Consider the following 23,540-nt stretch of genomic DNA (forward strand, 5'->3'; position numbering starts at 1 on the left):
CGAACCCGGAAGCTAAGCCTCACAGCGCCGATGGTACTGCAGGGGGGACCCTGTGGGAGAGTAGGACGCCGCCGAACAATTTTTGAGAAAACCCCTGTGCCGGGGATACCGGTACGGGGGTTTTCTGCGTTTAGGGGGCATTTCCAGGCGGGAGTATCTCCGGAGATGGGAAAGGGGGCGGTCTCCTCGTGGAGACCGCCCCCTTTCCCGTGGTGCGGTTACTTCAGGCGGGACGACGCGACGATCGAGACGACATGCGCCGGCACGAGCAGCCACACGATCGCCGTCACGGCGACGGTCGCGATGCGCGTGGCCGTCAGGTCCCCGAGCGCCAGGTCCACGACGGCGGTGACGAGCAGCAGGATCGTGCACTCGATGCCGTTGACCAGGCGGTGGAGACCCACGGCCGAGGCGAGCCGGCGGACCTGTGCCAGACCGCTGGAGCGCGGGACGACCGAGGCGTCGGTCGCCTTCTGCATACCGCTGTCGGATCGGGCCACGTGCACGAGGTCGGAGGACGACTTCAGGAGCAGGACGCCGATCGCCGCGGCCAGACCCGCCACCAGGTAGAGATTCAGGCCGAGTTGAGCGGCACGGATGCCCATGCCCACCATCACGGCGGCGTCGGCGAGGTAGGCGCCGAGGCGGTCCAGGTAGACGCCGAGCGGGCTGAACTGGCGCCGCCAGCGGGCGACTTCGCCGTCCACGCAGTCGAGCAGCAGATACAGCTGCATGAGGACGACGGAGAGGACGGCGCCACCGAGGCCCGGCAGGATCAGGGCGACTCCCGAGAGCATCCCCGCAAAGACCATGATCACGGTGATCTGGTTCGGCGAGATACGGGTGTCGACGAGATGCCGGGTCACCCGCAGGGAGAGGGACCTCATGTAGAGGCGGCCGGCCCAGTGCTCGGCGCGGCTGTCCAGCTTGCCCGTGGGATGAATGACGTCGCGGAGTTCCTCTAGTTGGACTTTGGCCATGCGGTGTTCTCCCTGGCGAGCTTGCGCGTGATCGGATCGGCCGGCTGACAACGCCGTACAGGGAAGAGCATGACGGTGGCCGGGCCGGTGGTGATCGGCAGGGTGGATATCGGATGAGCCCGGCCGTACACACGTACTACGGTGACAGCCATGAACTCCAGGACCTACGAGATCCGTTCCATACGTTCCGACGAGTGGCGGCTGGTGAAGGAGCTGCGGCTCGACGCCCTGCGGGACCCCGTCGCCCACCTGGCGTTCCTGGAGACGTACGAGAAGGCGGTGGCCGAGCCGGACGCCTTCTGGCAGGACCGGGCGTCCGGGGCGGCGGCCGGTGCCACCGCGCGGCAGCAGATCGTGGCCGTGGGCGAGGACGGGGTGTGGGCCGGTTCCGTGACCGTGCTGGTCGAACAGGCCGGGGTGCCGGACGCGTTCGGGGAGGTGCCCGAGCGGGATCAGGGGCATCTGGTGGGGGTCTACGTACGGCCCGAGCACCGGGGGAGCGAGGCGGGGGCGACCCGGGGGCTCTTCGACGCCGCTCTCGCGTGGTCCTGGGAGTCGGGACTAGAACGCGTGCGGCTGTTCGTGCACGAGAAGAACGGCCGTGCCGAGGCGTTCTACCGGAAGAGCGGCTTCCTGCCCACCGGAGAGACCACGCCGATGCCGGGCGGCACCGGTGAGCTGGAGCTGGAGTTCGCCATCACGCGGGGCTGAGAGACGTCAGACCGGAAGCTCGTACTGCGGCCAGCGGGAGCGGAGTTGCTCGCGGGAGCGCAGAAGGGCCAGGGTCGGCAGGCCGCGGCCAGGGCCCGCGGTCAGCAGCTCGGGGAGCTGGGGGAGCGGGGCCACGGCCGCGATGTCGTCCAGGACGAGGGTGAGTGGTGGGTCGAGCCGACCGGAGGATGACCGTTCGGCCATGCGCCGGCCACGCTCGACCACGCTTGAGGCGAGGGCCGTCAACAGGGGCATGGCTCCGGGGCCGGCCTTGGGGTCCTCGAGGGGTTCACCGATCATATAAAGAGTGCCCCCTTCGTTGACGAAGGAATCCAAGGCGAGGCTGTCATTTCGGTTCGGGGTACAGGATTCCCGGATGTTGACCGTGGCGAGGGACGCCAGCGCACGGGCCGTCAACTCCTGCGCGATGTCCCGGCGTTCGGGGTGCGAGACGAGCGCGGCCTCCAGTTCGCCCGCGGCGCCGGACGCGGCCTTGGGATGCGTCCGCAGGGCTCGTACGGCGTCCTGGACCTGTGAGCCCTGGGCCCAGCGGTGGACATGCCGGAAGGCCTTGCCCTCGACGGCCGCGGCGTGCAGATAGCTGCGCATGAGGGTCTCCGCGACATCGGCCATCGGCTGGTCCGCCTTGGCGGAGGGGCGTACCGGGGCGAGCAGCGCGGCCGCCCGGGCCGCCGCCGTCTCCTTGTCCTCGCAGCCGGCCGCGGGGGACCAGTGGAGCCGGGCCGGGGTGTCGCAGAGGTGGGCGGGGTCGTAGAGGAGGACGGGGCCCAGTTTGGCGCGGGCGTCCTTGGTGGCCGCCCAGGTGCGCGGGTCGGAGGTGATGACGAGGACCGGGCCCTCGGCGTCGCGCACGGCCTGGGCCGCGGTGAGGTGGCGGGTCTCGGCGGGAGCGAGGACGACCGCGTGCGGGGATGTCCACGTGGGCTTCTGCCGGGCCATCGTGCCGGGGCCGGGGGCCCCGGCGGTGAGGGCCGCCCCGGCCTCGGGGGCGACGGCCTCCCAGCCGCCCGCGTGGCCGGGTGTCCGCGGGTCCGTGTGTCCCTGCGCCGGTGCCTGTGCCGATGCCGAGGCGGCCGCATGGCCGTGTGCCGCGCCCGCGAGGTCCTGGGGGGCCGGATGACCGTGGCCCGGCTGGGCCGGATGCTCGGCCGGCCGTTCCCCTGGCGGGGTGCTCGTGCGATCGCCCTCGGCGGCCCTGGTCGTCTCCAGGTACCTTGTGGGCAGCGGCCGTTGTTCCGTCCTGGCCGGCGGCACCACCGGTTCGGGGGTGACCGCGCCGGCCGCGGACGCCCCTGAGTCTCCGGACGCCATGGCCGCCCTGGCCCGGGCCCGGCCGCGTGCCCGTCCCGCCCGCCATCGGGCCACCGTGCCCATCACGAACATGGCGAGGACCAGCAGCACCATCAACTGGCCGATGAACAGGCCCCAGAAGAGGCCGTAGCCCGACAGCTGGGAGGCCGGGGTGTCGGGCCAGGCGCCCGCGATGTCGTGCGGTTCGCCGATCAGGTGCCGCATGGCCAGGGGCGTACGGGTGAAGGTGATCGCGTCCGGCCAGGCGCCGCGGGAGAACCAGCCCGCGAGGCCCGTCGCCGTCCACACCATCAGGGTCATGCCGAGGAGGAAGCCCAGCACCCCGATGAGCAGGCCGTCGGGAATGCCGCCCGGCCCCTCGCGCCGGGGGGCGTGCCGATCGTCGTGCCCGTCGGGGTACTGGCTCATCTCAGGCCACCGTGGACTCGGCGGAGCCGTCGAGATCGCTGAGATGCTGCTCCATGAAGGCCGCCGCCCGTTCCTCGGCCTCCAGTTCGGCGGCGCGCAGGGCGTCGTCGGCGGCGAGGTCGGCGGACGACTCCGTCATCGCGCGGTCGGTGAAGACCAGCGGGCGCTCCGTCTCGGTGATCAAATGCTTGACCACCTGGACGTTGCCGTTGACGTCCCAGACGGCGATGCCCGGGGTCAGGGTCGGGATGATCTCGACCGCCCAGCGGGGCAGGCCGAGGACCCGGCCGGTGGACCGGGCCTCGTCCGCCTTCTGCGCGTAGATGGTCCGTGTCGAGGCCATCTTCAGGATCGCGGCGGCCTCCTTGGCCGCCGCTCCGTCGACGACGTCCGACAGGTGGTGGACCACCGCCACGAAGGACAGGCCGAGGCGGCGCCCGAACTTCAGCAGCCGCTGGAACAGCTGGGCCACGAACGGGCTGTTGATGATGTGCCACGCCTCTTCCACCAGGAAGATGCGCTTCTTGCGGTCGGGCCGGATCCAGGTGTGCTCCAGCCACACACCGACGATCGCCATGAGGATGGGCATGGCGATGGAGTTGCGGTCGATGTGCGACAGGTCGAAGACGATCAGGGGGGCGTCCAGGTCGATGCCGACGGTCGTCGGGCCGTCGAACATGCCCCTGAGGTCACCGTCGACGAGCCGGTCCAGGACCAGGGCCACGTCCAGGCCCCAGGCCCGTACGTCGTCTATGGCGACGTTCATCGCCTCGGCCGACTCCGGTTCGGGGTGGCGCAGCATCTCCACGATGTCGGTGAGGACGGGCTGGCGCTCGACGATCGTCTCGTTGACGTAGGCGTGGGCGACCTTCAGGGCGAAGCCGGACCGCTCGTCGAGGCCGTGGCCCATCGCGACCTCGATGATGGTGCGCAGCAGGGCGAGCTGGCCCGTCGTCGTGATCGAGGGGTCGAGCGGGTTGAGCCGGATGCCCATGTCCAGGGCGGCCGTCGGGTCGAGCCGGATGGGAGTTATCCCCAGCTCTTCCGCGATGAGGTTCCATTCGCCGACGCCGTCCTCGCCCTGGGCGTCGAGGACGACGACCTGGCGGTCGCGGAAGCGCAGCTGCCGCAGGACGTACGTCTTCTCCAGGGCCGACTTGCCGTTGCCGGACTCGCCGAGGACCAGCCAGTGCGGGGCGGGGAGCTGCTGCCCGTAGAGCTGGAAGGGGTCGTAGATGTAGCCCTTGCCGGAGTACACCTCGCGGCCGATGATGACGCCCGAGTCGCCGAGACCCGGTGCTGCGGTGGGCAGGTAGACCGCTTGCGCCTGGCCCGTGGAGGTGCGTACGGGCAGGCGGGTCGTCTCGACCTTGCCGAAGAGGAAGGACGTGAAGCTGTCCGTCGCGGCGGAGAGCGGATCCCGCATCAGTGCATCAGCCCCTACCTGCGGATTCCGGTGGCGAACGGCAGTGTGTTGACGAAGGCGCGGTGGTGCTCGCGGTCGCACCACTCCAGTTTCAGATACGACTTGCCGGCCGAGGCGCGGATGGTGCGCTTGTCGCGCGCGAGGGCCTCGGGGTTGCGGGAGGAGACGGTGATGTAGCCGACGAGGTTGACGCCGGCGGCGCCACTCGCCAGGTCCTCGCCGCGCTGGTCGAGGCGGTTGTGCGAGGCGATGTCGCGGGGGTCGACGGTGCGGTTCATCTTGGCGGCGCGGCTGGCCTCGGCCTCGTCGTTGGTCTTCTCGGTCAGCATGCGCTCGATGGCGATCTCGGTGGGTTCGAGGTCCATGGTCACGGCGACCGTGCGGATGACGTCGGGGGTGTGGACGAGGAGCGGGGCGAGGAAGTTGACGCCGACCGGGGTCATCGGCCACTCCTTCACCCAGGCCGTGGCGTGGCACCAGGGGGCGCGGGTGGAGGACTCGCGGGTCTTCGCCTGGAGGTAGGTGGGCTCCATGGCGTCCAGTTCGGCCGGCCAGGCGTTGCGCTTGGTCATCGCCTGGATGTGGTCGATCGGGTGGTCGGGGTCGTACATCGAGTGCACGAGGGAGGCGAGCCGTCCCTGGCCGAGCGGCTGCCGTACGCGGATGTCGGCTTCCTGGAGCCGGGAGCAGATGTCGGTCAGCTCGCGGGCCATGACGACGGCGAGGCCGGCGTCCCGGTCGACCTTGCGGCCGCCCTGGGGCCGGGCCGCGCGCGCCATGGCCTGTCCCTCGGCGGCCAGTTCGCGCGAGTAGTGCATGCAGGCGACGAGGTAGGCGCGGTGCTGCTCGCTGCTGGTGGACACCATGGACTGGAGCTGGTCGTACGACTGCTGGAGCCAGCCGGGGGCGCGGTCGTCGCCGCGCTGGGAGACGTCCTTGGCGTGGGCGTCCGGGTCGGCGGGCAGGGTGCGGGCGAGCATCTGGAGGCGGGTGACGAAGCCGTCGCCGTTCGCCACGTGCTTGAGCAGCGTGCCGAAGCGGTCGACGAGGGCCTCCTGGTCCTCGCTGTCGCGCAGTCCGACGCCCGGTCCCTCGATCTCGATGGCCGCGGTGACGGTCCGTCGGTCGGCGTGCAGCAGGACGGCGATCTCGTCGGGGCCGAAGGGTGCGGCGAGCCAGGCGATGCGGCCGATGCCGGGCGGCGGTCCGATCTCGACCTCCCTGCCGTCGAAGCGGGTGCCGGCCTCCATCACCTGGTTGCGGTACGCCGTTCCCTGGCGCAGGCTCCGCTTGTAACTGCGGTTGATCTCGAACCACTTGTAGAACGTGCGCCGCTTGTACGGGACGTACACGGCGGCGAGCGCGAGCAGCGGGAAGCCCATCAGCAGCACGATCCGCAGGGACAGCACCGGGACGAGCAGGCCGCACATCATGCCGAGGAACGCGCCGCCGATGATGAGCGCGATCTCGCCGGACTCGCGGTTCCGGCCGACGATCGCGTTCGGCCGGGCGCGGCCGATCAGATATGTACGGCGGGGCGTGACCGGATGGGACAGGTGGGACTCGGTCGTCAACGCCCTTCACCTCCCGTGCGGTTGCTGTTGCGGGTGTTGCCTGCGTGCGGGGTGTTGACCGGGCTGCTGCGCGGCGGTGGTGCGGCGGAGGGGACGGATCCGCCGCCTCCGTTCGGGGTGCGGCTGCTGTGCGCGGCCACGCCGCCGGACGCGGGGTTGGCGGGGCGGGGCTGGCTGTTGCCGCCTCCGCCACCGTTGTTGTCGGCGCGCGAGCTGTGGGTCTTGATGCCCTGCGCGACCAGGGTGGCCGGCGAGCTGATCACGGCGGCGGCCTTGCCCTCGGCGCCCTGCATGATGCGGTTGTTGCGGGAGCCGGCGATCTCGTCGCCGAAGCCGGGGACGAAGCGGTAGATCATCGCGCTGGCGAAGATGGCGAGCAGGATGATGGCGAGCCCGGAGACGACGGCGGAGAAGGAGTCGGGGCCGTTGTCGGAGGACGACAGGGCGCCGGCGAGACCCAGCACGATCACGATGACCGGTTTGACGAGGATGACCGCGATCATGATGCCCGCCCAGCGGCGGACGTGGCCCCACAGGTTCTTGTCGACGAGGCCGGCGTAGACGACGGTACCGAGGAGGGCGCCGACGTAGAGCAGGGCGGCCCGGATGACCAGCTCCAGCCAGAGGATGCCGGCGGCGAGGATCGAGACCATCGAGACGACGATCAGCATGATGGGGCCGCCGCCGATGTTGCTGCCCTTGTTCAGCGCGCCGGAGAACGTGCCGAAGAACGTGTCGGTCTGGTTGCCGGTCGTCTTGGCGAGCACCTCCGTGACGCCGTCCGTCGCCGAGACGACCGTGTAGAGGATCAGCGGGGTGAACGCCGAGGCCAGCACGGTCAGCCAGAGGAAGCCGATCGCCTCGGACAGGGCCGTGCCGAGGGGGACACCTCGTACGGCCCGCTTGGCCACGGCCAGCAGCCACAGGAGCAGGGTCAGGATCGTGGACGCCGCGAAGACGACGGCGTACTGCTGGAGGAACTTGGAGTTCGTGAAGTCGACGTTGGCGGTGTCGTTCACGGCGGCGGAGAGTTTGTCGATGGTCCAGGAGGCGGCGTCGGCGCAGCCCTTGGCCAGGGAGGAGAGGGGATCCATCGTGGACCCGACACCGGGATCGGTGCTGAGGCCTGATTTACCGGATCCCTTGGTGCCGGTCTCGCAGTAGTTGCGGGCCGGACCGTGGATGAGGCTGCAGTGGTTGTCGCTCGGCGACGGCGACGGCGTGGGCGCGGCGACCGCTCTTGTGGCCAGCAGCACCGCCGAGGCCTGTACGGCCCCGATGACCGCAGTCAGTTTGAGGACGCGGTGGTTAGCGCGCATACGTGAACCCTCCGTACTCCTCGACAGCCTTCGCGATGTCGTCGGCGCTGGAGGCCCGGTCGTCGCCCGGGACGGGCGCGGGGCCGTCCTTCTGGGAGTGCGAGACGATCTTCCAGTCGCCTCCGGTCCACTCCAGCTTCATGGTGATCGTGAACCAGCTACTGGTGACCGGGTTGGCCGAGTTCTCACCGGCGAGACCGAGCAGACCACCGCACCAGACCTCCACGGTCTCCGTGTTGCCCGTCGACTGGGTGGCCTTGGTCCCGATGGGGGTCGTGCGCGAGACGAACGTGTAGCCCTGCGGAGCAGAGCCGTCCTCCTTCAGGCCCACGTTCTTGTTGAACTGCGGCGTGTACGCCTGGTCCAGCGTCGTCTCGAACTCGGACACCTTGGCGGGGGTGATCACGGTCGCGAGGATCTGGTCCCGCCGGGATTTGTCGAACATGTCGGCCGAGCCCAGGGCCACCGCATAGTTCGCGGCAGCGCTCTGTGCGCCCTGCTGGGTGTGGGGGAAGCCCGAGGGGATGCCTGCGGACTTCGTCGTCACCGGGTGGCTGCCGGACGCCGCCGTGGGAGACGTCTTCGCCTTGTCGCCGCTGCCGCCGTCCGAGGTCGCCGCGTTGTCGCCGCGGTTCGCGAAGGCGATCGCGACGATGAGCAGGACGACCACGCCGACCACCGTGACCAGGCTCCGTGAGGACGATCCGCGTCCGCGTCGCGCGCCGCCGTAGACGTCGCCAGGGCGGTCGGGCAGGCGGGTGCGGGTCTGGCCGGAGCCTCCGTACCCCCCGTCCTCGCCGCGCGGGCCGTCCCCGTACCCGGGTTCGTCACCGAGACTCATGCCGCGTACGCCCCCTCAACCTCTCGCTGAACCATGTAGTACGACGGTAGCCGTGCTGGTTCCCGCGCGGGCGCGGTGTGGTGACTGGACATCAGGGAGTTGCAACCTCAGCCGGTGGGCACGACGGACGAATGGGTCGGTGGAGCGAGGATCCGGGCACGCCCGGCCGGGTACTGACGGTGCGCCGGGTGGGGCGCGGCCCGGCCGGGCTACACGGCCATGCCGTACACGATGGTGAAGAGCGTGCCGAGGGAACCGATGATGAAGACGCCCGTGAGCCCGGCGATGATGAGGCCCTTGCCCTGTTCGGCGCTGAAGGTGTCGCGGAGGGCCGTCGCGCCGATGCGCTGCTTGGCCGCGCCCCAGATCGCGATGCCGAGGCAGAGCAGGATGGCGACCGCCATCACCACCTCGACCATCACCTTGGCTTCGTTGCCCAGGCTGCCGAACGGGCCCCAGTCCGGAGCGATTCCACCGATGATTGTGTTGATGTCGCCCTTGTCGGCTGCGAAAAGCATGTAAGTCACCGCCCCTAGTGGGTAGTTCTGCACCCCCTGCCACTGCGCGCAGAGGTCGGGCCCATTCTCGCCGACAATGACGCCTTCGTATGTCGACTTGACGTCATTGGTTGGCGGGATTCGTGCGAATTCCTTGGCACCGGCGTACGCGGGACCCTCACGGGAGGCGTATGGCGGTATACGACGAGTCGTATCGTCACTCTGTGTATCACGGCTGGTCACGCCGGGCAATGAAGTGGATGCGAAACCTGTCGCGTGGTTCCGTCGTTGTCCCCTTCTACGGCTCGGGACGCGGAGCGGGATTCGAACGGACGCGACCGCGCCGGAAGGATTCTGACGGTGCGTCGCGCCGGTGTTCCCCGGGTCGCCGGGCCCGCTCCGGGTGGACGGCGGCGGCTCCGGGTGGTGACAGCGGAACGGGCCGCGGCTGGTTGCCGCGGCCCGTTCGCCGGGTGGTGCCGGGGAACCCCACGTCTCCCGGCACCACCCACACTCCGGAGGTCAGCCGGTGAAGGCGGTGACACCCTCCGGGGTGCCCCATCCGGTCGGGCCGTCGTAGCCCGTCGTCGCGGTGCACAGATAGCTGGTGGAGCAGCTGCCGTTGTTGCCCGAGGTCACGTCGTTGAGCGCCGAGGTGCCGGCCGCCGTGTACGGGAACTTGGCCGGGTAGGAGCCGCTGGACGGCGTGCCGCCGAGGGCGTAGACGCCCGCGATGATCGGCGAGGAGGCGCTGGTGCCGCCGAAGGTGTACCAGCCCGCCGTGATGCCGTACGAGTCGTACACCGCCACGCCGGTGGCCGGGTCGGCGACCGCCGAGACGTCGGCGATGGTGCGCTTGGAGCAGCCCGTGTCGGTCTGCCAGCTCGGCTTGGTGTCGTACGAGGAGCAGCCGGAGCCGGTGCCCTCGGTGCTGCTGGTCTTCCAGACCGACTCGGTCCAGCCGCGGCTGGTGGAGGCCGCCTTGGTCAGTGCGGTGCCGCCGACGGCGGTGACGTACTGCGAGGCGGCCGGGTACTCCGCGCCGTAGCCCTCGTCGCCCGCGCTCACGGTGATGGCGACACCGGTGTGCTTGAAGTACGAGGTGTCGTAGGAGCTGTCGGAGGACGACTCGGAGCCGCCGTAGCTGTTCGAGACGTACTTCGCGCCCAGGGTGACCGCCTCGTTCACGGCGGTGCCGAGGTTGGCCATCGAGGAGGACTTGGCCTCGACGAGGGTGATGTTGCACTTCGGGCAGACGGCGCTCGCCATGTCGAGGTCGAGGGAGATCTCCTCGGCCCAGCCGCTGTCGCTCGACGGGAGCGAGGTGGTCGAGCCGGTCTGGCTGACCTGTTTGAAGCAGCCGTTGGCGACGGTGCACGCGCTCAGGCCGTAGTACGAGCGGTAGGTCGCGAGGTCGGCCGCGGCGTTGGGGTCGTTGTAGGCGTCGACGATGGCGATGGTCTCGCCCGAGCCCTTGGAGGAGGCCGCGGAGGTCAGGCCGTACGCGGACTGGAGGTCCGTCGGTCCGAAGCCGGACGGGGTGGAGGCCGTGGCGGCCCGGGGGGCGACGCCCTTGGCGAAGGCCTTCTCCGCCATGTACTCGGTGACGCCGCCGGTGACCCGCTTGGCGTCGCAGGCGGCGAAGCCGGCCCGCGCCGGCGTCGCGCACGCCCTGGTCCAGCTGACGTGGGGGGTGGCCTCGGGGACGGCGGTGTGCGCCTGGGCGGACCCGGCGCCGCCGAGACCCGCGAGGACGAGCGCGGCGACGCCGACGACGGCCGCGCCGGCCCGGCGCAGGCTGCTTCCGGGGGTGGGGGAAGGTCTCTGGGGGAGTGTGGTGCGCAACGTACAGCCTCCTGGAAGTGGTGGACAGGGGCGGTGCGGGTGCGGCGCCGGTGCGGTGTCCCCGGCGGCGGGCCGAGCGGCCCGCGACGACCCTCCCTTGTTGAGTACGCGACAACAAGAGGCTTCTGGAAGTCTTGCTTCCGCCTTGCCGAACACGGCGGGCACGTGACCTGCCCATGGCTCACGGATGGCTGGGGACTGGCGGCCGCTTGACCCAACTCACAGCTGGTTCAAGGGAATTCGCCGTGCCGTCCGCATTTACATCATGGCCATGACAATAGCTACGCCTCAGGGACCCGTGACCTCGTGGCCCGAGGGACTCAGAGACTCAGGGATTCAGGAACGGTCTTCGGCGGGAGCCGGGGGTCCCGCGTCCTCCAGTTCCTCGACGAAGTGGTCGAACTCGCCCGCCCTGACCCCCAGGACGAACGCGTCCCATTTCCTGCGGGTGGTGGTGACCACGTTCCCGGGGTCGCCCGTCTCCCGGAGGTGGACCAGATCGTCCTCGCCGAAGGCGATCTCGATCCAGGGGCCGGGCCCGGTCGCGTCCTCGGGGGCGGCACGGACCCAGTCGAGTCCGGAGGAGAGGTCAGCCACGGCCGGGTCCCTCGCGGTACGAGGACCTCCGCCGGGTGGGCGTGAGCATCGCGGACTCCTTCGCGGGTCCTGAAGGGCGGTGCGGACGGTTTTCGGGGCCACCGTATCCCCGCCCGGTACGGGCCCGCACCGACGCGTGCGGGGCGCACGGGGCGGAAACGGGGCCCCGCGACCCCCTGGCCTGCGGAAGGCCGTGGGTGCGACCGGGTGACGGTGGCCGGGCGGGGTCGGCATTCACAGGTGATACTCGGACAGGTCCGAGGTTTTTCTCACCCGCTTGCGGCAAGGTGAGGGGCGATGAAGAGCATCCGCATCACCCGTCTCCCAGACACCCGGCGGCCCGCACTGCTGGGCGCGGCCCTCGTGCTGCTCGCGGTGACGTCCTCGTCCGTCGCCTCGGCCGACGACGGCCCGGGGCCCTTCGGCGTGACCGTCCGGGCCGCCGTGAACAGCCGGAGCGTGCGGGTGGGTGCCCTCTTCCACGGGAGCGCCGCGAGCGAGGGCGGGGGCGGGCACTTCTGCACCGCCTCCGTCGTGCACAGCGGGGGACGCGACCTCGTCCTCACCGCCGCCCACTGCCTGGACGGCGAGGCGACGCTGTCCTTCGCGCCCGGCTACCGGGACGGCAGGGCGCCCTACGGGTTCTGGGACGTCCAGGGCGTCTTCGTGCCCGACGGATGGAAGCTGGACCAGGACGAGGACAGTGACGTCGCCTTCGCCGTCCTGGCCGCCCGCGACGGCAAGGAGGTCGAGGACGCCGTCGGCGGCGGGAACTCGTTCGCCGCGCACCGCAGCACCGGGGCCACCGCCGTCACCGTCACCGGATACCCCGGCTCCGTCGACACCCCCATCACCTGCACGGACAAGCCCACCGCGCACAGCCGGACGCAGCAGCGCGTCGCGTGTCCCGCCTTCGCCGGCGGAACCAGCGGCAGTCCCTGGGTGAACGGGGACGGGGCGGTCGTCGGCGTCATCGGCGGCCACGAACAGGGCGGGGACACCGACGACGTGTCGTACAGCGCCGTGTTCGGCACCGAGGCCGAGGAGCTGTACCACGTGGCCGCCCTGGCCGGTTAGGGCCTGTCCGGCGGGACATACCGCTCCGTCCGTGCGCGCGACGACCCTCTCGTACGGGACCCCGCCTCTACACTGACGTCGGCGGACTCCGGTGCGGCGAGGGGCGGTTGACGGTGCGTAAGGCCTGGATCGTGGCGGCCGCGGCCGTCGGCGCCGGGATGGGCTTCGTGATGCTGCTCGTCGTCGGCGTCTACCTGGTCGCCGGGAACCTCACGGGCGGCATCGGCGGCGGTTCGGTCGGGCTCGCCAAGGGCGCCGTGCCCGCCGCGTACCAGTCCCTCGTCCAGAGGTGGGGCAATCTCTGCTCCGCGATCAATCCCGCGCTGCTCGCCGCCCAGCTGTATCAGGAGAGCGGATTCAATCCGAACGCGAAGAGCCCGGCGAAGGCGGAAGGGATAGCGCAATTCATTCCGGGGACCTGGGCCACGCACGGGGTCGACGGCGACGGGGACGGCGTCCGTGACGTATGGAACCCCAATGACGCGATTCCGTCGGCCGCCTCGTACGACTGCGAGCTCGCCTCCTATGTGAAGAACGCTCCGGGAAGCGTCACCGACAACATGCTCGCGGCCTACAACGCGGGCGCCTACGCGGTCATCAAGTACGGGGGCGTGCCGCCGTACGCGGAGACCCGCAACTACGTGAAGACGATCACCACGCTGGCCAAGAGCTTCGCGGCCCCGGTGACCCGGGTGGACCCCTCGAAGCAGGCGGCCGCGGCCATCACGTACGCGCAGAGGAAGCTCGGCACGCCCTATCTGTGGGGTGGCAACGGCACGGCTGACCAGGGCGGACGGTTCGACTGCTCGGGTCTGACCAAGGCCTCGTACGACAGTGTCGGGGTGTCCCTGCCCCGGGTGGCCAACGACCAGTACAACGCGGGGCCGCACCCCAGGCGCGACGAACTCCTGCCCGGGGACCTCGTCTTCTTCTCGGACGACCTCACCAACTCCCGTGCCATTCGGCACGTGGGCATCTACGTGGGCGGCGGATACATGATCGACGCCCCCCGGCCGGGTGCCGTCATCCGGTTCGACCCCGTCGACACGCCCGACTACTTCGGGGCCACCCGGGTGACCGAGGATGGCGCGAAGGCGTTGCCCACTTCGGTATGAATCCACCCCCTGATCTGCGGCGATATCTCTCTTCGATAACGTGTGCGTGATCATTTCGTGGAGGGTGGAACGTATGGGAGGGGACCGTGCGTTCCTTTTGACGTAGAGAACTGATCTACAACCACGGGGGTGGATCGAGCGGCGCGCGAAAGGGCGCGGTCGCGGGAAAGACGACGAAGGGGCCGCAGCGCCATGGCGCAACTCGCCGAATCCGGTTCGAACCCCGACGTCGACCTGCTCTACGACATCAATGGCCTGGCCAAGCACGCGCCGCACTGGGCCGACCGGATCATGGAGTTCGTCGGCGAGTGGGGTCTGCTGCTCGCGATGGTCCTGCTGGTCGTGTGGTGCTGGGCGACCGTGCGGCGGCGGGGCGGTGCCGACGCGGCGGCGTCCGTGGCCGCCCTCGTCTGGGCGCCGCTCGCGGCCGGGATCGCGCTCCTGGTGAACGTCCCGATAAGAGGTTTCGTGCAGCGTCCACGCCCCTTCGTGGACCACCAGGGCCTGGACGTCCTCGTGAACGGCAAGACCGACTTCTCCTTCGTCTCCGACCACGCCACCCTCACCATGGCGATGGGCGTCGGACTCTTCGTCGCCCACCGGAGGTTCGGGCTCGCCGGGATCGCGCTGGCGCTGTTCGAAGGGTTCTGCCGGGTCTTCATGGGCGTGCACTACCCGACGGACGTCATCGGCGGTTTCGCGCTCGGCACGGCCGTCGTGCTGCTGCTGTCGCCCCTCGCCATGGCCCTGTTGACCCCGGTCATGAAGGCCGTGGAGACGGCGCCGCGCGTGGGCCGGCTCATCCGGGCGCGCGGCACCGCGCCCTCCGGGCGGGAGACGCTGATCCCGGGGGCGAGGGCCGAGCACACGGAGGAACGGGACCTGGCCGCGTAGGCGCCCGGCCCGGCCCCGGGCCTCAGAGGGCCTGGGGGAACGAGAAGAAGCGGTTCGGGTCGTACTGGTGCTTGAGCGTCGCGAGACGGCCGGCCGCGTCGCCGTAGTACGCCTTGCGCCAGTTCGTCAGCGTCGCGTCGGTGTAGTTCTGGTAGGCCGCGCCCGAGGCGTAGCGGGTCATCGCGTTGTGGGCGCCCGTCAGCCAGGACTGGGCGGTGGCTCCGGAGGTGCCCGCCCGCCAGGAGACGATGTACTGCGCCAGCATGCGCGAGCGGCGGTGCACGAACGCGGTGGAGGTCGGCGCGACGCGGTTGACGGCGCCGCCGAGCGCCGTGAGGGCGATGCTGCCCGCGCCGCCGCGGACCGCGGAGATCTGGTTCAGGAGCGTCTGGACGCCGGCCGCCGATATCGAGCGGTCGAAGAAGTCCGAGCGGGCCGCGTACGTCTCGCGGCCGAGGGCGCCCTGCGGGCTGCGGCCCGGCGTCGAGCCGGGCAGGTGGCACTGGGCGTCCGCGGAGAAGGAGGAGCAGCCCGCGTACACCTCCATCGACTCCTCGTACGAGCGCCGCTTGAGGGAGACGCTGCGCGCGGGGGAGCCGATCCGGTCCGCCAGCCGGTCCACCGCGTTCTGGAGCTCGCCGTAGGTGCCGAGGGAGAAGGCGGCTATGGACACGGTGGGCGTGCCGCCGGCCGCGTTGGCCAGATGGCAGGACGACCAGATCTCGTCGGGCTGGCTCGGGCCCCACTCCTGCCAGGCCTTCACCACGGCGGCGGCCTTGGCCCACGGCCAGGTCATGTAGGCCGAGACGCCCTGTGGCGCGGGGTGGGTCTTGAAGCGGAGCTCGGTGATGACGCCGAAGTTGCCGTTGCCCGCGCCGCGCAGGGCCCAGAACAGGTCCTTGTTCTCGCTCGCGTTCGCGGTGAGCTGCTTGCCGTCGGCGGTGATCAGCGTCGCCTGGGTGAGGCTGTCGCAGGTCAGTCCGTACGCCCGTGACACGACGCCGTGGCCGCCGCCCAGGGTCAGTCCGGAGACGCCCACGGTGGGGCAGGAACCGGCGGGGATGGTGACGCCCTTCGCGGCCAGCGCGCGGTAGACGTCGATCAGCTTGGAACCGGCGCCGACGACCGCCTCGTTCGCCGAGGCGCGGATCTTGTTCAGCTTGGAGACGTCGATGATCAGGCGGCCGTCGCCCGAGGACCAGCCGGCGTAGGAGTGGCCGCCGTTGCGGATCGACACCTTCACGCCGTGGGCGCGGGCGTAGTCCATGGTCGTACGGATGTCGTCGGCGTGGGCGACGTAGGCGACGGCGGCGGGCCTCAGGTTGTCGAAGCGCGTGTTGTACAGCTGGTGGGCGGCGGGCCAGCTGTGGTCGCCGGGGCGGACCAGGGCGCCGTCCAGCTGGTGCGACAGCGCGGTCCAGTTGGCGGCCGCGCTGTTGGCGGCGGTCGCCGTGCGGATGCCGGAGGTGCCCTTCGCGGTGCCCGTGGCGCTCGTGCTCGCCTTGCCGTCGGCGTGTGTGCCGCCCTTGCCGCTGCACGCGGACGTGGCCGCCGCCGCGAGGACGGCCGTGGTGCCGCCGATGAACGAACGCCGTTGCATGTGTGCCTCCCGTGGGTTCCGTGGAACGAGACGGGCCCACGGGCTCAGGGGTTCCGCGCGGCTGTGTCGCAGAACGGCTACAGCCCGGTGGTGGGGCGGGGCCGTGCCCGGGTGCGGGTAGCAGCAGAGAGAGATTCAGCCCCGGCCGGTGAAGATTCAGCCCCTCCGGCGATTGAGGAGCGGGGGGCTGGGGGCGGAGCCCCGGGTACGGGTCGGGTAGGGGCCGGAGGGGGCGAGAGAGGGCTGGTGGCGGGAGCGTTCAGGTGTTCATCGCCAGGGCGTGCGTCGTCGCGTCCGTGCGGGCCTGGCTTCTGGCGCGACGGGCCGGGCCCCGCCAGCCGCAGGTGCAGCGGGCCAGGCAGAAGGGACCCTGCTCGACCGTGGTCGTCCGGTGTCCGGGGAGAGGGTCCGTCTCGTCCAGGTGCTCCACACCACCACGTTACCCAAGCCCGGTGAACGGACTCCTCCCGCGTGACCGGGCGTCCCCACCTGTCGTTAGCCGGAACGACGGGATGACCCGGGACGGACCGGCTGGGGGTCGGCGGACGATGGTGGCGCAGCAGCAGGAACGGGCGGCGGTCCTCGTCGCGTTCGTCGCGGCGGGGCTCATGGTCTGCGGCACCGGATGCTCGGGCGGCGGGGCGGCCGCGGAGGACGTCCGCACCGGGCCGGCAGCCGCCGACACACTGCGCCGGGCGGTGGCCGTGCTGGAGCGGGCCGGCAGCGCGAAGGCCAGCACGTCCATGGAGATGGCCACCGGCGGGACCAGGGTCACGATCCGCGGGCAGGGTGTGTACGACTTCAGGAAGCAGGCGGGGCGTCTGAAGGTGCTGCTGCCGCAGGACCCCGCGGGCGCGGCCGAGCACCGTCCGATCACCGAACTGCTCACCCCCGGCGCCCTGTTCATGAAGAACCGGGGGGCCGGAGTGCCCGCCGACAAATGGGTGCGCGTGGCGACGGCCGGCCTCACGGACGGCAACCTGGTCACCGGCGGCGCCACCGACCCGTACGCCGCGGCCGAACTGCTGCGCGGCGCGCGGTCGGTGACGTACGTGGGGAGGACCGAGGTCGCCGGGATCTCCGTGCGCCACTATCGCGGGACCGCCGACCTCGGCACCGCCGCGCGGGACGCCCCGGCGGGGCAGCGGCCGGCGCTGGCGGCGGCCGCCAAGGGGTTCGCCACCACCGAGGTGCCCTTCGACGCCTACCTCGACGACCAGGGGCGGCTGCGCAAGGTCCGGCACCGGTTCAGCTTCGTCAACGGACAGAGCAGGGGCACCGTCGCCGTCGCCTCGACGCTCCTGCTGTACGACTTCGGCAGCCCCGCCGTCGTACAACTGCCGGACTCCTCGGACATCTACGCCGGGAAGATCGCGGAGTAGTGGGTTCCGGCGCCGATGGGCAAGAGCATCCGGAGCCGTAGCTTCAGAGGAGGGCCGGAAATGGCCCTTCCGTGCCATGCGCGGTGTGTAGGCCGCTCCCTACTCTAGGAAGTCGGTGACGGCAGGAAGAGGTGATGCGCGTGGCTCCGGTCGGCGGTACGGCAGTTCAGGACCACGTGGCCCTCGCCGAGATCGACCTGTGCGGCGAGCTGATCATCGCGGCCTCGGCGGCACACGAGGACCGCCTCAGCCTGGAGAGCATCGACGCGGTGCTGAAAGTGGCCGAAGAACGCGCTCACGGGCGGCGGCGCGCGGAGGACTAGTCCTTTCCGGCCCCGCCCCGGTGTCCGGGCCGCGCACGTCGCGGATGTCACATGCGTCGTATCTCTCATGATTCGCGTGGATCGCGTACTGTCCGCGGCCGGCTTCCGCGTTCCTCGCGCGGGATCCGCGGTCGGCGGGCGGTTCAGGTGCGCAGCAGACGGCCGATCGCCTTCGTGGCTTCCTCGACCTTCGCGTCGATCTCCGCGCCGCCCTTGAGCGCCGCGTCCGCCACGCAGTGGCGCAGGTGCTCCTCAAGGAGCTGGAGGGCGAAGGACTGGAGGGCCTTGGTGGAGGCGGACACCTGCGTGAGTATGTCGATGCAGTAGACATCCTCGTCAACCATGCGTTGCAGACCGCGAATCTGGCCCTCGATGCGGCGCAGCCGCTTCAGGTGCTCGTCCTTCTGCTGGTGGTAGCCGTGGATGCCGCGGTCGTGGTCGGTCACGATCTCCTGCGCGTCTCCGGAGGGCGCCGTCGCGCCGGCCTCGGTGGTCGTCATCGCGTCCTCCTGCTGGATCGGATCGGCGATCCTGTCTGAAACGCCACTTACATATACCCCTGGTGGGTATATCGTACCGAACTTTGCTGGGTAGGGACCTGTTGCTCGGCGCCGGTGACGGACCCCGTGCCGATCACCGTGCCTGATGGGCGACACTGGGTGGCGGCCCCTTAGCCGTGGCCGGATGATGCACCTAGCATCAGCCTGACCGAATCGAAGCACCCCGAGGACCCCAACGTGCGTTTTCGTCTGACCCCCAGGGAGACGAGCTTCTACGACATGTTCTCCGCATCCGCGGACAACATCGTCACGGGCTCGAAGCTCCTGATGGAACTGCTCGGGGCGGACGCTTCCGCTCGGGCCGAGATCGCAGAGCGTATGCGGGCCGCGGAACACGCCGGTGACGACGCGACACACGCGATCTTCCACCAGCTGAACTCCTCCTTCATCACGCCCTTCGACCGCGAGGACATCTACAACCTCGCCTCGTCCCTCGACGACATCATGGACTTCATGGAGGAGGCCGTCGATCTGGTCGTCCTCTACAACGTCGAGGAACTCCCCAAGGGTGTCGAGCAGCAGATCGAGGTGCTGGCGCGGGCGGCGGAACTGACCGCCGAGGCCATGCCCAATCTGCGGACCATGGACAACCTCACGGAGTACTGGATCGAGGTCAACCGTCTGGAGAACCAGGCCGACCAGATCCACCGCAAGCTGCTGGCCCACCTCTTCAACGGCAAGTACGACGCCATCGAGGTGCTGAAGCTCAAGCAGATCGTGGACGTGCTGGAGGAAGCGGCTGACGCGTTCGAGCACGTGGCGAACACGGTGGAGACCATCGCCGTCAAGGAGTCCTGACCCGTTCATGGACACCTTCGCTTTGATCGTGACCATCGGGGTCGCGCTCGGATTCACGTACACGAACGGCTTTCACGACTCGGCGAACGCCATCGCCACCTCCGTCTCGACGCGCGCCCTGACGCCGCGGGCCGCGCTCGCCATGGCCGCGGTGATGAACCTCGCCGGCGCGTTCCTCGGCAGCGGGGTCGCCAAGACCGTCAGTGAGGGGCTGATCCAGACACCCGAGGGCTCGAAGGGGATGGGCATCCTCTTCGCGGCGCTCGTCGGCGCGATCACCTGGAACCTGATCACCTGGTACTTCGGTCTGCCGTCCTCGTCCTCGCACGCCCTGTTCGGCGGCATGGTCGGCGCGGCCCTGGCGGGCGGTACGACGGTCTACTGGAGCGGGCTGGTCGACAAGGTCATCATCCCGATGTTCCTGTCGCCGGTCGTCGGTCTGCTCGTCGGCTATCTCGTGATGGCCCTGATCATGTGGCTGTTCCGGCGGTCCAACCCGCACAAGACCAAGCGTGGTTTCCGGATAGCGCAGACGGTGTCCGCGGCCGGCATGGCGCTCGGGCACGGTCTCCAGGACGCCCAGAAGACGATGGGTGTCGTGGTGATGGCGCTGGTCATCGCCGGAGAGCAGGGGCCGAACGACCCGATTCCGGTCTGGGTGAAGATCGTCTGCGCGATGATGCTGTCGCTGGGTACGTACGCGGGTGGCTGGCGCATCATGCGGACGCTCGGCCGGAAGATCATCGAGCTCGACCCGCCGCAGGGGTTCGCCGCGGAGACGACCGGTGCCTCGATCATGTTCGCGACGGCGTACCTCTTCAAGGCGCCGATCTCCACGACCCATGTCATCACCTCGGCGATCATGGGTGTCGGGGCGACGAAGCGGGTGAACGCCGTGCGGTGGGGTGTCGCCAAGAACATCGTCCTCGGCTGGTTCATCACCATGCCGGCGGCCGCGCTCGTGGCCGCCGCCAGCTTCTGGGTCGTGAACCTGGCGTTCCTCTAGAGCGGGCGCTCTCGCGGAGCCTGATCGTCAAGGGCCGGTCCTTCGGGGCCGGCCCCAGGCGTTTCCCGCCGGCCCGCCCGTTGGTCTCTGTACGCCGGAGGGCGCCCCGGGGCGAAGCCTCGACGCAGGACCCCAGCTCCTGGACCTCCGCATCGGTCTCAAGGGCCTCGCCCTCGAACGCCGGACGGGCTGCAAAACTCCCGGCCGGGAAGAAGAACGGGCCCGCCCCCGGGAGCCAGGGGCGGGCCCTTCTCGTCCTCGCGGTGGCACCGCCATGCAGCACCGCGAGGGGTTTCGGGGAGACCGGTCAGGTCAGCCGAAGCGGCCGGAGATGTAGTCCTCCGTGGCCTGGACCGACGGGTTGGAGAAGATGCGCTCCGTGTCGTCGATCTCGATCAGGCGGCCGGGCTGGCCCACCGCGGACAGGTTGAAGAACGCCGTGCGGTCGGAGACACGGGCGGCCTGCTGCATGTTGTGCGTCACGATGACGATCGTGAAGCGCTCCTTCAGCTCGCCGATCAGGTCCTCGATGGCGAGGGTCGAGATCGGGTCCAGGGCCGAGCAGGGCTCGTCCATGAGGAGGACCTGCGGCTCGACGGCGATCGCCCGCGCGATGCACAGACGCTGCTGCTGACCGCCGGACAGGCCGGACCCGGGCTTGTTCAGCCGGTCCTTGACCTCGTTCCAGAGGTTCGCGCCCTTGAGGGACCGCTCCACGATGTCGCTGAGCTCGGACTTCTTGTAGCTGCCGTTGAGCTTCAGGCCCGCCGCCACGTTGTCGAAGATCGACATGGTGGGGAAGGGGTTGGGGCGCTGGAAGACCATGCCGATGGTGCGGCGCACGGCGACGGGGTCTATGCCGTTGCCGTACAGGTCCTCGTCGTCGAGGAGCACCTTGCCCTCGACGCGGCCACCGGGGGTGACCTCGTGCATGCGGTTCAGGGTGCGCAGGAAGGTCGACTTGCCGCAGCCGGAGGGGCCGATGAAGGCCGTCACGGAGCGGGGCTCGACCGTCATGGAGATGTCTTCGATCGCCTTGTGGGCGCTGTAGTAGGCGGTCAGACCGCTTACGTCGATTCGCTTGGCCATGTCAGTCACTGCTTCTTTCGCAAAGGATCGGGTCGCTGATCGGCCGCGTCAGCGGCCCGTCTTGGGTGCCTTCCAGCGCGCGATGGCGCGGGCTCCCATGTTGAGGATCATGACGAACAGGATGAGGGCGAGCGCCGCCGCCCAGGCCCTGTCGGTGGATGCCGGGGTTCCCGCCGCGTACTGCCGGTAGATGTACAGCGGCAGCGAGGCCTGCGGGCCGTCGAACGGGTTGTTGTTGATGAAGTTCGTACCCCACACCAACAGCAGCACGGGAGCGGTCTCACCGGTGATGCGCGCGACCGCGAGCATCACGCCCGTGGTGATACCGCCGATGGACGTCGGCAGGACCACCTTGAGGATGGTGCGCCACTTCGGGATGCCGAGGGCCAGAGAGGCCTCGCGCAGCTCGTTCGGGACGAGCTTGAGCATCTCCTCGGTGGAGCGGACCACCACGGGCATCATCAGGATCGACAGGGCCATCGCGCCGGCGAAGCCGGAGTAGCCCATGCCCATGATCAGGATCCAGAAGCTGAGAACGAACAGACCGGCGACGATCGACGGGACACCCGTCATGACGTCGACGAAGAAGGTGACCGCCTTGGCGAGCTTGCCGCGGCCGTACTCGACGAGGTAGATCGCGGTGAGCACGCCGATCGGTACGGCGATGAGCGAGGCGATACCCACCTGCTCCAGCGTGCCGATGATCGCGTGGTAGATGCCGCCACCGGTCTCGGTGTCGGCGACCACGCCCATGGAGTGGCTCAGGAAGTACGGGTCGAAGGCCTTGACGCCGCGCTTGAGGGTTTCCCAGATCAGGGAGACCAGCGGCACCACGGCGACGATGAAGCAGACCCAGACCAGGCTGGTGGCGACGCGGTCCTTGGCCTGGCGGCGGCCCTCGACGCGCGCGGCGAACACGTACGTACCGAGGACGAAGAGGATCGCGGCGATCAGGCCCCACTGGACCTTGCTGTCCAGGCCGGCGGCGAAGGAGATTCCCAGCCCGACCGCGATGGAACCCGCCGCGATGGCCCAGGGGGACCACTTGGGAAGGCTTCCGCCGCGCAGCGTGCTGGCGTGCTTGCGGGTGACGGGTGCGTTGCTCATGCGTTGGCCCCCGAGTACTCCTTGCGGCGGTTGATGATGAAGCGCGCCGCGCCGTTCACCAGCAGGGTGATCACGAAGAGGACGAGACCCGAGGCGATCAGGGCGTCCTGGCCGAACACGGTGGCCTCGTTGAACTTGGCCGCGATGTTCTGGGCGAAGGTGCCGCCGCCGGGATCGAGCAGGCTGGCCTGGATGTCGAAGGTCGGGGAGAGCACGGTGGCGACGGCCATCGTCTCGCCGAGCGCGCGGCCGAGGCCGAGCATCGAGGCGGAGATCACGCCGGAGCGGCCGAAGGGCAGCACCGACATGCGGATGACCTCCCAGCGCGTGGCGCCGAGGGCCAGCGCGGCTTCCTGGTGCATCTGCGGCGCCTGGCGGAAGACCTCACGGCTCACGTTCGTGATGATCGGAAGGATCATGATCGCGAGCAGGATGCCGACGGTGAGCATGGAGCGGGGCGCACCCTGCTGCCAGCTGAAGATGCCGGTCCAGCCGAGGTAGGTGTTCAGCCAGCCGAACAGCCCGTTCATGTGCGGTACGAGGACGATGGCGCCCCAGAGGCCGTACACGATGGAGGGGACGGCGGCGAGCAGGTCGATCACGTACGCGATGGGTCCGCCGAGCTTGCGCGGCGCGTAGTGCGTGATGAACAGGGCGATGCCGACCGCGACCGGGACCGCGAGGGCCATGGCGATGATCGCGGAGACCACCGTGCCGAAGGCCAGTACCGCGATGCCGAAGACCGGCGGCGTGAAGCCGGTGTTCCACTCGAAGGTGGTGAGGAAGTTGCCGTGGTTCTTGCTGAGCGCGAGCGAGGCGCGGTAGGTGAGGAAGACCGCGATGGCGGCCATGATCACCAGGAGGAGGATGCCGGAACCGCGGGAGAGCGCGAGGAAGACGCGGTCTCCGGGGCGGGTGGCGCCGCGGGCGGCACGCTTGCGCGCGGCCGACGGCCCTGGGGTGGGAGGGGGTGCTTCAGTGCTTTGAGTGGATATGTCCATCATGAGTCTCCGGTCTGCGGAGCCGGATCGAGTGGCGGCTCCAGGCGGCGGTGCACCG

At 69.9% G+C, this 23,540-nt stretch carries 23 protein-coding genes and 1 rRNA gene; 9 read left to right on the forward strand and 15 right to left on the reverse strand.

Annotated elements, in window-relative coordinates; genetic code table 11:
• Positions 1-77: ribosomal RNA gene (rrf, locus tag ACZ4AA_RS10910) — 5S ribosomal RNA — on the forward strand; the annotation flags it as partial.
• A 141-nt stretch (positions 78-218) separates the two neighbouring features.
• Here the strand turns inward: rrf and ACZ4AA_RS10915 are convergent.
• Positions 219-980 carry a CDP-alcohol phosphatidyltransferase family protein gene (locus ACZ4AA_RS10915; protein ID WP_467598976.1) on the reverse strand — a complete coding sequence of 254 codons (762 nt, stop codon included), beginning with the start codon at positions 978-980 and terminating at the stop codon, positions 219-221.
• Between the two features lie 150 nt (positions 981-1,130).
• On the opposite strand from ACZ4AA_RS10915, the gene ACZ4AA_RS10920 reads away from it, so the two are divergent.
• Positions 1,131-1,691 (forward strand): GNAT family N-acetyltransferase, encoded by a 561-nt coding sequence (locus ACZ4AA_RS10920; protein ID WP_467598979.1) that lies wholly within the window; start codon positions 1,131-1,133, stop codon positions 1,689-1,691.
• A 6-nt stretch (positions 1,692-1,697) separates the two neighbouring features.
• Here ACZ4AA_RS10920 and ACZ4AA_RS10925 read toward each other — a convergent pair whose 3' ends face one another.
• The 8 genes from ACZ4AA_RS10925 to ACZ4AA_RS10960 form a co-directional block, all read right to left on the reverse strand.
• Positions 1,698-3,431: a type IV secretory system conjugative DNA transfer family protein gene (locus ACZ4AA_RS10925; RefSeq protein WP_467598982.1), complete on the reverse strand. Its 1,734-nt coding sequence runs from the start codon at positions 3,429-3,431 to the stop codon at positions 1,698-1,700.
• A gap of 1 nt (position 3,432) precedes the next feature.
• Complete coding sequence (locus tag ACZ4AA_RS10930) at positions 3,433-4,857, reverse strand: ATP-binding protein (protein WP_467598985.1); 1,425 nt, start codon at positions 4,855-4,857, stop codon at positions 3,433-3,435.
• A gap of 14 nt (positions 4,858-4,871) precedes the next feature.
• Complete coding sequence (locus ACZ4AA_RS10935; RefSeq protein ID WP_467598988.1) at positions 4,872-6,431, reverse strand: SCO6880 family protein; 1,560 nt, start codon at positions 6,429-6,431, stop codon at positions 4,872-4,874.
• Positions 6,428-7,750, reverse strand: a complete 1,323-nt coding sequence (locus tag ACZ4AA_RS10940; protein WP_467598991.1) for a hypothetical protein — start codon at positions 7,748-7,750, stop codon at positions 6,428-6,430. Before ACZ4AA_RS10940 ends, ACZ4AA_RS10935 begins: the two co-directional genes overlap by 4 nt.
• Positions 7,740-8,591, reverse strand: a complete 852-nt coding sequence (locus ACZ4AA_RS10945) for a DUF8175 domain-containg protein (protein WP_467598994.1) — start codon at positions 8,589-8,591, stop codon at positions 7,740-7,742. Before ACZ4AA_RS10945 ends, ACZ4AA_RS10940 begins: the two co-directional genes overlap by 11 nt.
• Before the next feature lie 209 nt (positions 8,592-8,800).
• Positions 8,801-9,109, reverse strand: a complete 309-nt coding sequence (locus tag ACZ4AA_RS10950; protein ID WP_037622434.1) for a hypothetical protein — start codon at positions 9,107-9,109, stop codon at positions 8,801-8,803.
• Positions 9,110-9,610: 501 nt separating this feature from the next.
• Positions 9,611-10,933, reverse strand: a complete 1,323-nt coding sequence (locus ACZ4AA_RS10955) for a S53 family peptidase (protein ID WP_467598997.1) — start codon at positions 10,931-10,933, stop codon at positions 9,611-9,613.
• A gap of 336 nt (positions 10,934-11,269) precedes the next feature.
• Positions 11,270-11,530 carry a DUF397 domain-containing protein gene (locus ACZ4AA_RS10960; protein ID WP_467599000.1) on the reverse strand — a complete coding sequence of 87 codons (261 nt, stop codon included), beginning with the start codon at positions 11,528-11,530 and terminating at the stop codon, positions 11,270-11,272.
• A 297-nt stretch (positions 11,531-11,827) separates the two neighbouring features.
• Here ACZ4AA_RS10960 and ACZ4AA_RS10965 point away from each other — a divergent pair, with 297 nt between their 5' ends.
• From ACZ4AA_RS10965 to ACZ4AA_RS10975, 3 genes are all read left to right on the forward strand, one after another.
• Positions 11,828-12,607, forward strand: coding sequence for a trypsin-like serine peptidase (locus ACZ4AA_RS10965; RefSeq protein WP_467599003.1), 780 nt, complete (start codon positions 11,828-11,830; stop codon positions 12,605-12,607).
• A 107-nt stretch (positions 12,608-12,714) separates the two neighbouring features.
• On the forward strand, positions 12,715-13,722 hold the full coding sequence (locus ACZ4AA_RS10970) for a C40 family peptidase (RefSeq protein ID WP_467599006.1): 1,008 nt from the start codon (positions 12,715-12,717) through the stop codon (positions 13,720-13,722).
• A 192-nt stretch (positions 13,723-13,914) separates the two neighbouring features.
• A complete protein-coding gene (locus tag ACZ4AA_RS10975) occupies positions 13,915-14,616 on the forward strand; it encodes a phosphatase PAP2 family protein (RefSeq protein ID WP_467599009.1) in 702 nt (233 codons plus the stop codon).
• Positions 14,617-14,638: 22 nt separating this feature from the next.
• On the opposite strand, the gene ACZ4AA_RS10980 is transcribed toward ACZ4AA_RS10975, so the two are convergent.
• The gene (locus tag ACZ4AA_RS10980) at positions 14,639-16,216 is read right to left on the reverse strand and encodes an FAD-binding oxidoreductase (RefSeq protein WP_467599012.1); all 1,578 of its coding nucleotides are present in this window, start codon (positions 16,214-16,216) and stop codon (positions 14,639-14,641) included.
• Between the two features lie 259 nt (positions 16,217-16,475).
• Complete coding sequence (locus tag ACZ4AA_RS10985; RefSeq protein WP_467599015.1) at positions 16,476-16,646, reverse strand: hypothetical protein; 171 nt, start codon at positions 16,644-16,646, stop codon at positions 16,476-16,478.
• 118 nt (positions 16,647-16,764) lie between these two features.
• On the opposite strand from ACZ4AA_RS10985, the gene ACZ4AA_RS10990 reads away from it, so the two are divergent.
• Positions 16,765-17,598: an SCO4651 family lipoprotein gene (locus ACZ4AA_RS10990; RefSeq protein WP_467599018.1), complete on the forward strand. Its 834-nt coding sequence runs from the start codon at positions 16,765-16,767 to the stop codon at positions 17,596-17,598.
• 134 nt (positions 17,599-17,732) lie between these two features.
• Positions 17,733-17,921, forward strand: a complete 189-nt coding sequence (locus ACZ4AA_RS10995; RefSeq protein WP_467599021.1) for a hypothetical protein — start codon at positions 17,733-17,735, stop codon at positions 17,919-17,921.
• A 143-nt stretch (positions 17,922-18,064) separates the two neighbouring features.
• Here the strand turns inward: ACZ4AA_RS10995 and ACZ4AA_RS11000 are convergent, their stop codons facing one another.
• Entirely contained in the window at positions 18,065-18,421 is a 357-nt protein-coding gene (locus ACZ4AA_RS11000) for a metal-sensitive transcriptional regulator (RefSeq protein WP_385399698.1), read from the reverse strand.
• Between the two features lie 237 nt (positions 18,422-18,658).
• Between ACZ4AA_RS11000 and ACZ4AA_RS11005 the strand changes: the two genes are divergently transcribed.
• Positions 18,659-19,279, forward strand: coding sequence for a DUF47 domain-containing protein (locus tag ACZ4AA_RS11005; protein ID WP_037622416.1), 621 nt, complete (start codon positions 18,659-18,661; stop codon positions 19,277-19,279).
• A 7-nt stretch (positions 19,280-19,286) separates the two neighbouring features.
• Complete coding sequence (locus ACZ4AA_RS11010) at positions 19,287-20,285, forward strand: inorganic phosphate transporter (RefSeq protein WP_355759910.1); 999 nt, start codon at positions 19,287-19,289, stop codon at positions 20,283-20,285.
• 312 nt (positions 20,286-20,597) lie between these two features.
• On the opposite strand, the gene pstB is transcribed toward ACZ4AA_RS11010, so the two are convergent.
• From pstB to pstC, 3 genes are read right to left on the reverse strand one after another with little or no spacing between them, the layout of a single operon-like run.
• Positions 20,598-21,374, reverse strand: coding sequence for a phosphate ABC transporter ATP-binding protein PstB (gene pstB, locus ACZ4AA_RS11015; protein ID WP_355759908.1), 777 nt, complete (start codon positions 21,372-21,374; stop codon positions 20,598-20,600).
• Between the two features lie 48 nt (positions 21,375-21,422).
• Positions 21,423-22,481, reverse strand: coding sequence for a phosphate ABC transporter permease PstA (pstA, locus tag ACZ4AA_RS11020; RefSeq protein WP_467599024.1), 1,059 nt, complete (start codon positions 22,479-22,481; stop codon positions 21,423-21,425).
• On the reverse strand, positions 22,478-23,482 hold the full coding sequence (pstC, locus tag ACZ4AA_RS11025) for a phosphate ABC transporter permease subunit PstC (RefSeq protein WP_467599027.1): 1,005 nt from the start codon (positions 23,480-23,482) through the stop codon (positions 22,478-22,480). The genes pstA and pstC overlap by 4 nt, the downstream gene beginning before the upstream one ends.
• Positions 23,483-23,540: the final 58 nt, after the last annotated feature.

The organism is Streptomyces sp. NPDC024698, assembly GCF_055559015.1.

Excerpts from the sequence above, each read along its gene's own strand:
- ACZ4AA_RS10915 (WP_467598976.1), bottom strand. The coding sequence starts at position 980 with ATGGCCAAAGTCCAACTAGAGGAACTCCGCGACGTCATTCATCCCACG.
- ACZ4AA_RS10920 (WP_467598979.1), top strand. The coding sequence starts at position 1,131 with ATGAACTCCAGGACCTACGAGATCCGTTCCATACGTTCCGACGAGTGG.
- ACZ4AA_RS10925 (WP_467598982.1), bottom strand. The coding sequence starts at position 3,431 with ATGAGCCAGTACCCCGACGGGCACGACGATCGGCACGCCCCCCGGCGC.
- ACZ4AA_RS10930 (WP_467598985.1), bottom strand. The coding sequence starts at position 4,857 with ATGCGGGATCCGCTCTCCGCCGCGACGGACAGCTTCACGTCCTTCCTC.
- ACZ4AA_RS10940 (WP_467598991.1), bottom strand. The coding sequence starts at position 7,750 with ATGCGCGCTAACCACCGCGTCCTCAAACTGACTGCGGTCATCGGGGCC.
- ACZ4AA_RS10945 (WP_467598994.1), bottom strand. The coding sequence starts at position 8,591 with ATGAGTCTCGGTGACGAACCCGGGTACGGGGACGGCCCGCGCGGCGAG.
- ACZ4AA_RS10950 (WP_037622434.1), bottom strand. The coding sequence starts at position 9,109 with ATGCTTTTCGCAGCCGACAAGGGCGACATCAACACAATCATCGGTGGA.
- ACZ4AA_RS10965 (WP_467599003.1), top strand. The coding sequence starts at position 11,828 with ATGAAGAGCATCCGCATCACCCGTCTCCCAGACACCCGGCGGCCCGCA.
- ACZ4AA_RS10975 (WP_467599009.1), top strand. The coding sequence starts at position 13,915 with ATGGCGCAACTCGCCGAATCCGGTTCGAACCCCGACGTCGACCTGCTC.
- ACZ4AA_RS10980 (WP_467599012.1), bottom strand. The coding sequence starts at position 16,216 with ATGCAACGGCGTTCGTTCATCGGCGGCACCACGGCCGTCCTCGCGGCG.
- ACZ4AA_RS10990 (WP_467599018.1), top strand. The coding sequence starts at position 16,765 with ATGGTGGCGCAGCAGCAGGAACGGGCGGCGGTCCTCGTCGCGTTCGTC.
- ACZ4AA_RS10995 (WP_467599021.1), top strand. The coding sequence starts at position 17,733 with ATGCGCGTGGCTCCGGTCGGCGGTACGGCAGTTCAGGACCACGTGGCC.
- ACZ4AA_RS11000 (WP_385399698.1), bottom strand. The coding sequence starts at position 18,421 with ATGACGACCACCGAGGCCGGCGCGACGGCGCCCTCCGGAGACGCGCAG.
- ACZ4AA_RS11010 (WP_355759910.1), top strand. The coding sequence starts at position 19,287 with ATGGACACCTTCGCTTTGATCGTGACCATCGGGGTCGCGCTCGGATTC.
- pstB (WP_355759908.1), bottom strand. The coding sequence starts at position 21,374 with ATGGCCAAGCGAATCGACGTAAGCGGTCTGACCGCCTACTACAGCGCC.
- pstA (WP_467599024.1), bottom strand. The coding sequence starts at position 22,481 with ATGAGCAACGCACCCGTCACCCGCAAGCACGCCAGCACGCTGCGCGGC.
- pstC (WP_467599027.1), bottom strand. The coding sequence starts at position 23,482 with ATGGACATATCCACTCAAAGCACTGAAGCACCCCCTCCCACCCCAGGG.